Consider the following 14,151-nt stretch of genomic DNA (forward strand, 5'->3'; position numbering starts at 1 on the left):
ATTTTAAGCTCCAACAACGCTTTTCCGCAAAATTGCCGTATTAATATCATTGATAAGTTGCGGTCCTTCATATACAAAACCAGTATACAATTGCACCAAACTTGCGCCTGCTTCTAGTTTTTCTAGCGCATCTTCGGCAGAATGTATTCCACCAACACCAATGATTGGAAAGGCTTTTCCGCTTTTTTCTGAAAGGAATTTGATCACTTCTGTAGATCTCTTGGTTAACGGTTTACCAGAAAGTCCGCCCATTTCTGTTTTATTTTCAGAGATTAAATTTTCTCTAGAAATGGTTGTATTCGTAGCTATTACCCCTGCAATTTTGGTAATCTTTACAATATCAATAATGTCTAAAAGTTGTTCGTCGGTAAGATCTGGAGCAATTTTTAGTAGAATTGGTTTGTGCTTTTTCTTTGTTAAATTTAATTCCTGCAAGGTAGAAAGCAATTTTGTCAAAGGTTCTTTATCTTGCAATTCTCGCAGGTTTGGCGTATTTGGCGAACTTACATTTACCACAAAATAATCTACCACGGGAAATAATTTCTCAAAACAGATTGTATAATCTTCCACCGCATTCTCATTTGGTGTCACTTTATTTTTACCGATATTTCCGCCAATCAAAACGTTTTTATTTTTGCGCAATCTTTCTACGGCTGCATCTACTCCACCATTATTAAAACCCATTCTATTGATGATTGCAGCATCTTCTTTCAAGCGAAACAAACGTTTTTTTGGATTTCCATCTTGTGGTTTCGGCGTGAGCGTTCCTATTTCTATAAAACCAAATCCAAGATTTGACAATTCTTGAAACATCTTAGCATCTTTATCAAATCCGGCTGCAAGACCAACTGGATTTTTAAACTTCAATCCAAAAACTTCTCGCTCTAATCTTTTATCTTGAATTGGTTTTTGCAAAAATACCTTTGCCAAAAAAGGAAAGTTCTTTAAAACTGAAAAAGAAAAATAGTGCACTTTTTCTGGATCAAAATAGAATAATATTGGCCTTAAAATAGTTTTATACATAGAAATATTGTGAGCTGTAAATTTAAAGATTTATTTCGCGAAATACTATTTTGTAAAACACGTTTTCAATTAGAGAATATTGTTTACTTTCGTACTCTTAAATATTGTAAAAATTTTTTTCAAAGAATGTGGACAAAAAATCTTAATCTCATTTCTTTTTATGCCAGTTTTATTGCGCTCGGAATCATGATTTTCGAGGCAGGATTTTACAAAGAACTGCTGTATAAAACGAACGTAATTTACTTCTACGATTTTAGTTTCATTCTAACGGGTGTCAACATTATCTTATATAATATTAGAAAAAAGGAGAATTTTTTAAAGAAAATATCTTACTTAGAAATTGGAGTACTATTGCTCATCCTTCTCTACTACATTGCTCGTATAGAATATAGCTTCTGGGAAAGCACTACTTTTTCATTCTTTAATAAAAGAATCATCTATATATTAATAATTTCTTGTTTTCTTCGAGATTTTTCTAGTTTGAAGATAGATTTTAAGAAAGCTGTTATCAATCCTGCGCAATTATTCATCCTAAGTTTTTTCGGCATTATACTAATTGGTGCTGGATTTTTGATGATGCCAAATGCAACCGTAAAGGGAATTTTGCCCTTAGATGCTTTGTTTACAGCTACAAGTGCGGTTTGCGTAACAGGATTAACGGTTTTGGATACTTCAAAAGAATTCACGACTTTCGGAAAAATAATCATTTTGACTTTAATACAAGTTGGTGGTTTGGGTATAATGACATTTGCCAGCTATTTCAGTTATTTCTTCCGTGGTACAGGTTCTTATGCGAACCAGATTACATTAAGCGAAATGACGAGTTCGGATAAATTGGGAGATGTATTTAATACTTTGAAGCGAATTATCATCATCACGCTCACCATAGAATTTTTTGGTGCGGTCATTATTTATAGCACTTTGGATTTAGGATTACTGAATAATTCTGTGAATCAAGGAATTTTCTTTTCTGTTTTTCATTCAATATCTTCCTTTTGCAACGCTGGTTTTTCTACTTTAAGCGGAAATTTATATGAGCGAGGATATCAGTTTAATTATTCTCTACACCTCATCATTGCTGCATTATTTATATTTGGTGGATTAGGATTTCCTATTGTTTACAATGTTTATAAATATTTTCGTCATTTATTTATAAAAAATATTCTTATTTATTTTAAAAAAGAACAAAAACAACATATTCCTTGGGTCGTGAATTTAAACTCTAGAATTATTTTAGCAACTACTTTAATTTTATTAATAGGTGGTACGGCTTTAATTTATATACTAGAAAAAGATGGAGTATTAAAAGGCCATTCTACTTTTGGAGCAATAGTAGAAGCATTTTTTATATCGGCATCCAACAGAACAGCAGGTTTTAATACGGTAGATTTAACGTCAATTGGAGCTCCAGCTTTGCTTATTTGCATATTCTTAATGTGGGTGGGAGCTTCTCCTGCTTCTACTGGAGGTGGTGTAAAGACGAGTACTTTGGCTATTGCTACTTTAAATATTTTGAGCTTAGCACGTGGAAAAAAACGCACAGAAATCTTTCGACGAGAAATAAGTGATAATAGCATCAGACGAGCATTTGCCATCATCGCACTGTCTTTAATAATAATAGGATTTTGTATATTCCTCTTGGTAATTGTAGAAAAAGATAAAGATATTTTGGCGCTTGCTTTTGAAGCATTTTCTGCTTATTCTACAGTAGGTTTGTCTATTAATATTACGCCATATTTATCAGATTATGGCAAAGTAATCATCATAGCTTTAATGTTTATCGGTAGAGTAAGTATGTTTTCTTTGTTAATAGCCGTAATGAAAAGTGAAAAATATTTTAATTATAGATATCCAAAAGAGGAAATTTTAATTAATTAATATTTAATATAAATGAAATAGCCACTGTTATTTTCGATATTTAAATACAGAGTTCGAAAATCTATAGTATAAAGCTTTTAAAAAAATTATAATTTACAGATGAAATATATAGTAATTGGTCTTGGTAATTTTGGACTTTCTTTAGCTGAAAAGCTGACTAAAATGGGTAATGAGGTAATCGGGATTGATAGCGATTACAATAAAGTAGAAGGTGTGAAAGAAAAAATCTCTCACGCTATCTGCATGAATGCAACGGATGAATATACGATGAAGGGTTTACCATTTAAAGATACAGATGTAGTGATAGTAGCTATTGGCGAAGATCGTGGTGCAAATGTAGTGGCATCTGCTTTGGTGAAAAAATTGCACCCAAACAAAATCATCAGTAGAGCGATAGATCCTATTCACGAAACAATATTGGAAGCGATGGATATTAATACCATCGTACATCCAGAAGAAGAAACTGCTGAAAGATGGGCTAAAAAACTGTCTTTAAAAGGAATGGTAGAATCTTTTGAGATCTCTGGTAAATATAGTGTTGTAGAAATTGCTTTGCCAGATTGCTGCATCGGGAAAAGAATTGAAGATATTGGCTTTAGAAGTAATTATAATCTCGTGTTTGTAACCATCATCAAGAAAACGGCCGAAAAAAACATCTTCGGAAAGGTGAAAAGAGTGAATGAAGTACAAGGTGTTGTAACCTACGACGCTATACTAGAAAGTGGAGATATTCTTGTGCTTTATGGCGAAAACGAAGACATCAAAAAATTTATAAAAGATCAGAATTAGGAGAAAAAAAATTGTCTAGCCTTTTTTACTTTTAAAATAAATAAGACTAGACAAAAATAATATTTAAATAACTTTACAAAGACGAAGATTATTTGTTAAAATCTATATCTTCTGTTTTATTTATTTTTTCGTTGAGACTTTCTTCTGGTTTTTTAGCTTTCTGTGTTGTAGGTTCAGAAATTGTAGGATTTTTCAATTGATCTATGGTTTGGTAGCCACCATCGTCTCCGTATCCACCAGTCATTCCTTTAAGATCATCACATCCACCTTGCCAATCCGAAGGTTTTACAAATTTATCGTCTGCAGAAATTTCCAAAGATTTATCTGCCCATACTTTCTTCATAAATATTGCCCAAATAGGAAGTGCCATTTTTGCACCTTGTCCTTCTCCAGTCCCCCTGAAATGCGTTGCTCTATCTTCCCAACCTACCCAAACTCCGGTTGCTAGTTTTGGCGTAATTCCCATGAACCAACCATCAGAATTATTTTGTGTAGTACCCGTTTTACAAGCAATTTCTACCGCTTTACTGATACCACGTCTTCCCAATTCTCCGGAAGCTGTACCAAATTGTGCTACACCTTTCATTAGTTCTATCATGGTGTATGCATACTTTTCGTTCATTACTTCTTTGTACAGTGGTTTTACTTCCGTTATTACTCTTTGATTGGAATCTTCAATTCTCCAAATCATTTCTGGCTTCACATAGTTTCCGTAGTTTGCAAATGTAGAATATGCCGCGAGCATCTCGTAAATTGTAATATCTGCAGATCCTAAAGCAGTCGTTAGATTTCTCTCCATATCACTTGTTACGCCTAAATCTCTTGCCAACTTAATCACATTATCTGGTCCAGTTTTCTGCATCAATCTTACCGCTACAGGATTTATGGATCCTGCTAAAGCTGCTTTTAATGTCATGTCTCCGCCTCTTCCAGGAACTCTATATCCGCCTTCATTGAAGGTTCCGGCATTTATCGTAGAACAAGGCGTTAAACCAAGATTCATAATTGCTGCTGCATAAACAAAGGGTTTGAAAGTAGATCCAACTTGTCTTTTCCCTTGTTTAATATGATCGTACTGGAAATGCTGCCAATTGATACCACCAACCCAAGCTTTTATTTCGCCTGTAGCAGGAGACATAGACATCAAACCAGCCATGGCAATTTGCTTGTGATAGCGAATAGAATCATAAGGCGACATTTCTACTTCTTCTTCTCCTTTCCATGTAAATCTTGATGTTTTTACTGGTTTTTGAAATTCCATCATGATGGAATCCTCAGACATATCTGCAGCTTTTAGTTGTTTGTATCTACCAGTCCTTTTAATGGCAGACATCATTACTCTGTCTATTTGTTCAGGATTTAGATAATAAAATGGCGCTGCTTTTCTACCTCTCTGTTCACGATCGAAACTTGCTTGCAAACTTGTAAGATGTTCTTTCATAGATTCTTCTGCATACTTTTGCATTTTAGAATCTAGCGTTACGTAGATCTTCAAACCATCTTTATACAGATTTAAAGTTTTACCCGTTTTTTTCTCATTCTCTTTAAGATACTTATCAATTTCTTTTCTTAAATAAAATTTATAGTACGCTGAATTTCCTTCGTCTACAGTTTTCACTGGATGATAATCTGTTACAATTGGTGAGTCTATTGCTCGTTGATAATCTTCTTGCGTAAGGTATTTGGTTTCTAACATTTGATCTAAAACCACATCTCTTCTGCGCTTTGCTCTCTCTGGTTTTCGCAATGGATTGTTAGCCGTAGGTGCCTCCAACATGGCTACAAACATGGCTGCTTCTGGCAACGTTAGCTGCTTTGTAGTTTTGTTAAAGTAAATTCTAGATGCCATTTCTATCCCATTGGCATTATTTCCGAAACTAAATTTATTAAAATAGAGCGTTATAATTTCTTCTTTGGTATATCTTTTTTCAATGCTTACTGCAACTACCCATTCTTTAAGTTTTTGAATCCCTCTCTCTATTTTATTTTGAGAGGCAGTACCTGTAAAAAGTAATTTTGCCAATTGCTGTGTAATAGTAGAACCTCCACCACGATTTCCACCGAAACGTATTGCTCTTGCGATAGATTTCATGTCTATCCCAGAATGCTCTCTAAAACGCTCATCTTCTTTTGCTTGCAAAGCATATATAAGATAAGGTGGCAAATCGCTATACACTACAGGTATGGTTTTTTCTTTTTCAAATCTACCTAAAAGTACACCATCAGAAGACCAAATTTCCGACGAAACATAGATGTCTGGATTTTCTATTTCGCTTATTTCTGGCATTTCTCCCATCAAACCTTGGGAAACTGCAAAAAATAATGCAGAAATGCCTATTACAACTGCAAAAAATCCAAGCCAAACAAGACGGACCCATTTTTTCCAGCCAGTATTTTTTTTGTTTTTAGGAGGAAGCGGAAAATTATTATTACCGTTGTTTCCTTTGTTTCTATTATTTTCCATAGTATTTATGGCTTGATGTTTTGTATTTTAATGCCGATATCTTCTATTCCGATCAAGGTATCTTTTCTCATAGCTTGTATCATGCCAATTTCATAATTTCCATTTGCTGGAAATTTATAATTCGTTTTGTATTGAAACAATATCTCTTTTGTATTCCCAAAACCTGTTCCCAACCATTCTCCATTTGGTCTTGCAAGAATATAATTAAGCGTATCTGTTTGCTTTTTTTTTGTCTTTAAATCCGTTAAATTTACGATAAAACGGATATTGCTGTACGGATAATCGTTATTATTTCTTACTACAAATATAATATTTTTTACATTTTGAGCATCATCAATATTCAGTTGAAATTTTTGCTCTGCTTTCGCTTTCCAAGCATTGTTGATAGGTTTCATTTGAATATCAGCATCATCGGATTTGCAAGCTGTTAAAAATATCATCGTAAATAAAACAGCAACTATTTTATTCATTATTATTCTTTTTTGGTGGATATTTCTTTTTAAATTTTTTCTTTGGTGGATTAGTTTGCGGCGCGTCTTTATTCACGTTTTGTGCTACTTTCACATTTTGAGCTTGTGGCCTTGGTCCAGAATTTTTATTTCTATTATTTCTGTTTTTGTTTGGTTTTTTATTTTCAAAACGATCCAGAGTATTTTCACCAATTATGTCTACAGCTTTCACTACAACTTCATTCGTCATATAATCTTCCAAAGCAGTTGCTTTTTCGCCTTTTTTATTAAGCGCTACCATCTTGTTTACTTCTGCTACATCCAAATCAAACCAAGTATGCGTATTTTCTGCATATGCGAACCACATTTTTTTTCGAAAAACGTCGATTTTTATACAAAAAGCTTTTCCTTTTTCTGTTTGAAGGTTTGTATTTGGAGGCGGAAAATCACTCAAGGCATCCATATAACTATCTAATTCATAATTAAGACAGCATTTCAATTTTCCACATTGTCCTGCAAGTTTTTGCGGATTGATAGATAATTGTTGATATCGAGCAGCGTTTGTATTCACAGATCGAAAATCCGTAAGCCAAGTAGAACAGCACAACTCTCTTCCACAAGATCCTATGCCACCCAATTTTGCGGCTTCTTGGCGGAATCCGATTTGCTTCATATCTATTCTTGTGCGAAAAGTACCCGCAAATTCTTTGATCAATTGTCGAAAATCTACCCTAGTTTCTGCTGTATAATAAAAAGTAACCTTTGCACCATCGCCTTGAAATTCTACATCAGATATTTTCATCTGTAGTCGCAGGTTAGACGCAATTCTACGAGCTTCTTTTTTTATTGGCTCCTCTTTTTCTCGCGTTGTTTGCCACGTTTCTACATCTTTTTGGTTGGCAAGTCGGTATATTTTTAAAATATCATCTTGGTGGATATTTTTCTTTTTTATTTGAATTTTTACTAATTCTCCTGTTAGGCTTACTACACCTACATCATGTCCCGGACTAGATTCTACTGTTACTATGCTTCCTATATGAAGCGGCAAATTATTTTCATTTCTAAAAAAACATTTCCTATCGTTTTTAAATCTAACTTCTACCAAATCACATTTGGCAGATGTAGGATTGCTAACGTTAGACAACCAATCAAAAACACTTAATTTATAGCTATTTCCGCAAGTATCCACGCTATCGCAGCCACTTGCAGATTTGGTTCCACAGTTATGAGCAGAATCTCCGGATGTTTTGCATCCACAACTCATATTTTTTATTTTATATATGTGCAAATTTAATATAATTTTTTTATCTTAATTTTTTATTTTTAGTTTATCTTTTTTTATAATTATTAAATGAATTTTCAAGACTGAACAAAATAGTCAAATTTAAAAATTTAATAAGCTGACTATTAAACAAATACGAATTTTTTAATATTCGTAGCATAGTTTATTTTAAGATAAAATTAAATGTTTTAAGGAAAATTAACATTGTTACACAAATTAATTTTATATTTGGTGTAATATTATCCTATAATTTTATGAAAAAAATATTATTATCAGCAGCCTTATTATCTGGCGCAATGATGTTTGCAGGTGGTTTCCGTGTATCCTTACAAGGTGTGAAACAACTGGCACAAGCACATACAAGTGCACATGCAGAAGATGCGAGTGTTGCTTTCTTCAATCCTGCGGGAATGTCTTTCATCCCTGCAAAATTTAGTATTGTAGCTGGAGGATTTGGAGCAAAATCTATCGTGAAATATCAAAATTTAAGCACTTTAGAATCTTCAAAAACCGATAATCCAATTGGAACTCCTATCTACGCTGCAGTTGCATACAAAGTAGTAGATCAAGTTTCTGTAGGTTTTAGTTTTTCTACTCCATTTGGTAGCACAATAGAATGGCCAAGTGATTGGGCAGGAAGAGAAATAGTGCAGAGATTAGAATTAAAATCATTTTATTTTCAACCAATGGTTTCTGTTAAATTAGCACCGTGGATCTCTTTCGGAGGTAGCTACATCTATGCAAAAGGAACTGTAAATTGGGATAAAGCAGCTACCAAATTGAATGGAGAACCATTAGATGCATCATCTACGAAAGGAACTTTAAATTTATTTGATGATCAAGCTACGGGAAGTGGTTTTGGTTTTGGTTTCTATTTTCAACCAGACAGCAAATGGGATGTGAGTGTAGCATACAGATCTCCAGTAGATGTGAAAGCTAAAAATGGTGTAGTTTCTTTTGATATCAACCAAAGTTTATATTCTACTTTAGGTTTGGATGCAAACGGTAAAGATACCTTTACAGCTACTTTGCCACTTGTAGATGAATTTACTTTAGGTGCAACTTATAAGATTACACCAAGATGGCAAGTTTCTGCAGATTTCAATTATACTGGTTGGGAAAGATATAATAAATTAACTCTAGATTTTGCAAACGCACCTATAGGAAACCAAGCAGATAACACGGTTTTAGTAAGTCAGAAAAATTTTGAAAATACAATGACTTTCAGATTTGGTACTCAATACAGATTATCAGATATGATTGTAGGTAGAGCTGGATATTATTATGATGAATCTCCTTACAATGGAGCCAATTTCCAAGCAGAAACACCTTCATTTAATACGAATGTATTTACAGCAGGTTTAGGTTTTAATTTTGCTAAAGGTTTTGGTCTAGATGTAGCTGGTGGTTTAGCTTTGCCAAAAGCTAGAGAGTTTAATAACACTTTCAATGGTTTCAGTGGACAAGCAAAAGCAAAAGCATACTACTTTGGGCTTGGACTTTCTTATAATGTAAAATAATTAGAATTTAATATGAAAAATATATTTTTAACAAGTTTCGCAGCTGCATGTTTGCTCGCAACTTTTAGCTGTAAAACAGAATTTGAAACAGATCTAGCAGACATTCAGGTTACTAAAGGAAATGCAGATTTCTCAAAATTTGTTTCTGTAGGAAATTCCCTTACCTCTGGATATAGAGATGGTACGTTATACTCAGATGGACAAAAGGAATCTTTCCCTTCTATGATGGCTGCACAATTTGCACTAGCAGGAGGCGGTACTTTCACGCAACCAATGATGCCAAATAACACAGGTGGATTTACGAATATTCCTGGTTTTAGCGGTAAGTTAGAATTAAAAGTTATCGGTGGTGCACTTTCGCCAGTTGCAAGTGCTCCTGCAGCAGCTTTAGATATAATTGGTGGAGCAGGAAAATCATTCAATAACATGGGTGTTCCTGGTGCAAAATCTTTTCATTTGCTGGCTCCAGGATATGGAAATCCTGCAAATTTAGCACTTGGAACGGCAAACCCATATTTTGTTAGATTTGCATCTTCTCCAAATGCGAGTGTGGTAACTGATGTTGTTGCTCAAAACCCAACATTCTTCTCTCTTTGGATTGGGAATAATGATGTATTGGGATACGCTACAACTGGAGGAGATGGCACAGATGCACTTACACCTACTGCTACTTTTAGTTCTGTTTATAACACGATTGTAAACGGGTTAACTGCAAACGGTGCGAAAGGTGTACTTGCAAACATACCAAATGTTACCTCAATACCTTTTTTCACTCGAGTTCCAGCAATGCCTTTCAGTACATTAACTGCTGCACAAATTACACAATTAAATGCTGCATATGCACCGTATAACGGCGGATTGGCGCAAGCTAAAGCTGCAAATTTAATTACAGATGCAGAATACCAATCTAGGCTGATAAAATTTACAGCTGGTATTGCAAATGGTGCAGTTATTAATGATAAAGATCTTACAAATTTAGGAGCATTAATGTTACCTTCTTATAGACAAACGACTTCTAAAGATTTAATCTTGCTTACTACTTCACCTCTTCTAACAGCTGGTGGTGGAACTTCTACAGCTTTGGCAGATAATAGAGTACTTACAGAAAAAGAAATTGTGAAAGTATTAGCATCTACTACAGCCTTTAATAATATAATTGCAACTACAGCAGCAGCAAAAGGTCTTGCTTATGTAGATGCAAATTCAAAATTAAAAGAAATGGCAACTAATTCTGGAATTAATTATAATGGAACAAGTTTTACTGCAACATTCGTTACAGGTGGAGCATTTTCTTTAGATGGTGTACATCTTACAGGAAGAGGATATGCATTAATTGCTAATGAATTTCTAAAATCCATTAATAAACAATACGGAAGCACAATTCCGATGGTTAACGTAAACATATATTCTGGCGTTAAATTCCCTTAAAATTATTGTTAATTTGCATTAAAATAAATAAACCCGCTCAATTTCTGTTGAGTGGGTTTTATTTTTAATAAATTTGCAACTTCAAAAAAAAATTATGTCCGAACAAGCAAGTTATCTATTTTCAACTAGAACCAGCCACCATCTTGCTGCAAAAATTGCAGAACATTATGGACAGGAAATGGGCAAAATTATTTTTCAAGAATTTAGCGATGGCGAATTTGAGCCAGTTTTAGACCAATCCGTTCGCGGAGGAAGAGTCTTTTTAATTGGTTCTACCTTTCCACCAGCAGACAATTTGCTAGAAATGCTACTAATGATAGATGCGGCAAAAAGAGCCTCTGCAAAAAGCATTACAGCGGTTTTACCTTATTATGGATTGGCAAGACAAGATAGAAAAGACCAACCAAGAGCGCCAATTGGAGCAAAATTGGTTGCAAATCTATTAACTGCAGCAGGCGCAACCAGAATAATGACCATGGATCTTCATGCAGACCAAATACAAGGATTTTTTGAAATTCCTGTAGATCATTTGTACGCTTCTACAATCTTTATAGATTACATAAGAAGCCTAAACTTAGAAAATCTTACTATTGCTTCACCAGATATGGGAGGTGCAAAAAGAGCAAAAAACTATGCAAGCCATCTTGGTGCAGAAGTAGTAATTGCCTACAAAGAAAGAAAGAAGGCCAATGTAATTGAAGAAATGTTTTTGATTGGTGATGTAGAAGGCAAAAACGTCGTCTTGATAGATGATATGATTGATACAGCCGGAACGTTGTGCAAAGCAGCCCAAATTTTGAAAGAAAAAGGTGCACTTTCTGTAAGAGCAATGGCAACCCACGGTGTACTTTCTGGCAAAGCTTATGAAAACATAGAAAATTCTATGCTAGAGGAAGTTATCGTTACAGATACTATTCCAGTAAAAAGTGATTGCACATCTAAAATAAAAGTAATATCTTGCGCCCCATTATTCGCAGAGGTAATGAAGATGGTGCACGAGCATCAATCCATCAGTAGTAAATTTATTATCTAACGGATAAAACCAATGCTACAAGCGAATATTGCGTGAGGGATAGAAATGGAAATCCTTTTTTTTTCTAAAAAAAAGATTGAAATATATAGCCCGACCGCAGCAAATTTTTTAAAATTTGGTGTGGGCACGCCCAAAAAAGTGAAATTTATAAATAATTTTTTAAATATATTAAATGAAATCTATTACAATTACAGGTACAAAAAGAGAAAACGTGGGCAAAAAGTCAACAAAAGCTTTACGTGATGCTGAATTAGTTCCTTGTGTTGTTTACGGAGAACAAGAACCGATCAATTTTTCTACAGATGAGAAAACATTGGGATCTTTGGTTTATACTCCGGAAGCGCATACTGTTGAATTAATTGTAGACGGACAAACAATCCCAGCAGTTTTGCAAGACATCCAATTTCATCCTTTAACGGATAAAATTTTGCACGTTGATTTTTACCAATTAAGAGACGACAAACCAGTGGTTATGGAAGTTCCAGTAAGACTTACAGGACGTTCTAGAGGTGTTGTGAATGGTGGTGTATTGCGTCAACCTTACAGAAAAGTAAGAGTGAAAGCATTGCCAAGCAATTTGCCAGATGAGGTAGTAATTGATATTACGCCAATGAAAATTGGTATGAAATACTACGCTTCTGAAGTGAAAACTACTGATTACACATTGATGCATCCAGACAATACAGTAATTGTAGCCGTAAGAACTGCAAGAACTGCAATAAAAGGAGCAGATGATGATGACGAAGAAACTGAAGAAGGTGCAGAAGGAGAAACTTCTACAGAAGAAGGCGCAACTCCTGCAGAAGATACTGCAGCAGAATAAGGAAACTTTTTTTACATATAAATCCCGCTTCAAAATTTTGGAGCGGGATTTTTTTTGGTGAATAATTTTATTTTAATAGACATGATATTTTTTCACCATTTAATATTAGCATTGAAACCGTAGATGTGGATTAAAAATCTTATCACATTTCCGATTTTTATCATAACTCGACAAACCCATTTCCCCCAAATTTTCCGTAAATTTGAACGAGTCTAAATAAGAATTATGTTCAATATAGAAAAAATCCGCAGCCAGTTTCCTATTCTACACCAAAATATCAACGGAAAACCCTTGGTTTATTTGGATAATGCGGCTACTTCCCAAAAACCAATTTCTGTTCTCAATTCTATAAAAGAATACTACGAAACCATCAATTCCAACGTGCATCGTGGAATCCATACTTTGAGCCAGCGCGCAACGGAAAAAATGGAAGATGCTCGGAAAAAAGTACAAAACTTCATCAATGCAAAGCACGATTATGAAGTTATTTTCACCAAAGGAACCACGGAAGGTATCAATCTGATTGCCTACGCTTTGTCTAATTCTAATTTAATAAAGAAAGACGACGAAATCATTATTTCTTATCTAGAGCACCATTCCAACATCGTTCCTTGGCAAATGCTTTGCGAGAGAACAGGTGCAATTCTGAAAGTAATTCCCATGGATGAAAACGGAATTTTGCAATTGGATTTTTTAGAAAAAAACTTAAACGAGAAGACCAAAATTGTTTCTTTTAATCAGGTTTCCAATGCTTTAGGAGTTATCAATCCTGTAGACGAAATGATTAAAATGATTCGTGCAAATTCCGCCGCTTATATTGTGATTGATGGCGCACAATCTGTAACGCATTTTGCAATTGATGTACAAAAAATGGATTGCGATTTTTTCGTTTTCTCTGGTCATAAGTTGTACGCACCTACAGGTACGGGAATTCTCTACGGAAAAGAATCTGTTTTAAATGAACTTCAACCCTTTCACGGAGGTGGAGAAATGATTGCTGTTTGTAGTTTTGAAAAAACAACGTACGCTGGTTTGCCTTTTAAATTTGAAGCCGGAACGCCCAACATTGGTGGAAATATTGCTTTGGGAGCTGCCATAGATTTCGTAAATGAAACTGGAATTCAAAATTTGCAAAAGCATGAAGATCAATTGTTGCATTATGCTCAAGCAGAACTTCTGAAAATAGAAAACTTAAAAATTTATGCAGAAAAAGCCCACAGAACTGCGGTAGCTTCTTTTAATTTAGAAGGAACAGGAATAGCTTCTGATACCGGAATGATTCTAGATAAAATGGGAATCGCCGTGAGAACGGGACATCATTGTACACAACCCATTATGGAATTTTTCAAAATTGCGGGTACAGTTCGCGCCAGTTTTGCAGTTTATAATACCATGGAAGAAATTGATATTCTGGTAGATGGCGTGAAAAAAGCGCAAAGAATGCTTTCTTAAAAAGAACCAA

The 14,151-nt window shown here is 34.5% G+C and carries 11 protein-coding genes; 7 read left to right on the top strand and 4 right to left on the bottom strand.

From position 1 onward, the window contains the following. Positions 1–3: 3 nt before the first annotated feature. The gene (locus HNQ03_RS00305; protein ID WP_173777641.1) at positions 4–1,023 is read right to left on the bottom strand and encodes a quinone-dependent dihydroorotate dehydrogenase; all 1,020 of its coding nucleotides are present in this window, start codon (positions 1,021–1,023) and stop codon (positions 4–6) included. A gap of 126 nt (positions 1,024–1,149) precedes the next feature. Here HNQ03_RS00305 and HNQ03_RS00310 point away from each other — a divergent pair, with 126 nt between their 5' ends. Further along, positions 1,150–2,901 carry a TrkH family potassium uptake protein gene (locus HNQ03_RS00310; protein WP_173777642.1) on the top strand — a complete coding sequence of 584 codons (1,752 nt, stop codon included), beginning with the start codon at positions 1,150–1,152 and terminating at the stop codon, positions 2,899–2,901. A 99-nt stretch (positions 2,902–3,000) separates the two neighbouring features. Next, on the top strand, positions 3,001–3,690 hold the full coding sequence (locus tag HNQ03_RS00315; RefSeq protein WP_173777643.1) for a potassium channel family protein: 690 nt from the start codon (positions 3,001–3,003) through the stop codon (positions 3,688–3,690). An 88-nt stretch (positions 3,691–3,778) separates the two neighbouring features. On the opposite strand, the gene HNQ03_RS00320 is transcribed toward HNQ03_RS00315, so the two are convergent. Genes HNQ03_RS00320 through HNQ03_RS00330 form a run of 3 tightly spaced genes read right to left on the bottom strand, consistent with a single transcriptional unit; the run spans position 3,779 to position 7,867 of the window. Next, positions 3,779–6,154 (bottom strand): penicillin-binding protein 1A, encoded by a 2,376-nt coding sequence (locus tag HNQ03_RS00320; RefSeq protein WP_173777644.1) that lies wholly within the window; start codon positions 6,152–6,154, stop codon positions 3,779–3,781. A gap of 5 nt (positions 6,155–6,159) precedes the next feature. After that, positions 6,160–6,624 (bottom strand): gliding motility lipoprotein GldH, encoded by a 465-nt coding sequence (locus HNQ03_RS00325; protein ID WP_173777645.1) that lies wholly within the window; start codon positions 6,622–6,624, stop codon positions 6,160–6,162. Then, the gene (locus HNQ03_RS00330; RefSeq protein ID WP_173777646.1) at positions 6,617–7,867 is read right to left on the bottom strand and encodes a PSP1 domain-containing protein; all 1,251 of its coding nucleotides are present in this window, start codon (positions 7,865–7,867) and stop codon (positions 6,617–6,619) included. The genes HNQ03_RS00325 and HNQ03_RS00330 overlap by 8 nt, the downstream gene beginning before the upstream one ends. A gap of 272 nt (positions 7,868–8,139) precedes the next feature. Between HNQ03_RS00330 and HNQ03_RS00335 the strand changes: the two genes are divergently transcribed. The 5 genes from HNQ03_RS00335 to HNQ03_RS00355 all read left to right on the top strand — a co-directional run bounded on the left by HNQ03_RS00335 (position 8,140) and on the right by HNQ03_RS00355 (position 14,141). Next, positions 8,140–9,405 carry an OmpP1/FadL family transporter gene (locus HNQ03_RS00335; protein WP_173777647.1) on the top strand — a complete coding sequence of 422 codons (1,266 nt, stop codon included), beginning with the start codon at positions 8,140–8,142 and terminating at the stop codon, positions 9,403–9,405. A 12-nt stretch (positions 9,406–9,417) separates the two neighbouring features. Continuing rightward, on the top strand, positions 9,418–10,833 hold the full coding sequence (locus tag HNQ03_RS00340) for an SGNH/GDSL hydrolase family protein (RefSeq protein WP_173777648.1): 1,416 nt from the start codon (positions 9,418–9,420) through the stop codon (positions 10,831–10,833). Between the two features lie 94 nt (positions 10,834–10,927). Then, positions 10,928–11,866, top strand: coding sequence for a ribose-phosphate pyrophosphokinase (locus HNQ03_RS00345; protein ID WP_173777649.1), 939 nt, complete (start codon positions 10,928–10,930; stop codon positions 11,864–11,866). A 172-nt stretch (positions 11,867–12,038) separates the two neighbouring features. Further along, positions 12,039–12,689, top strand: a complete 651-nt coding sequence (locus HNQ03_RS00350) for a 50S ribosomal protein L25/general stress protein Ctc (RefSeq protein ID WP_173777650.1) — start codon at positions 12,039–12,041, stop codon at positions 12,687–12,689. 225 nt (positions 12,690–12,914) lie between these two features. Further along, the gene (locus tag HNQ03_RS00355; protein WP_173777651.1) at positions 12,915–14,141 is read left to right on the top strand and encodes an aminotransferase class V-fold PLP-dependent enzyme; all 1,227 of its coding nucleotides are present in this window, start codon (positions 12,915–12,917) and stop codon (positions 14,139–14,141) included. Positions 14,142–14,151 lie beyond the last annotated feature (10 nt).

It is taken from the genome of Frigoriflavimonas asaccharolytica (assembly GCF_013294015.1).
GTDB classification, from domain to species: domain Bacteria; phylum Bacteroidota; class Bacteroidia; order Flavobacteriales; family Weeksellaceae; genus Frigoriflavimonas; species Frigoriflavimonas asaccharolytica.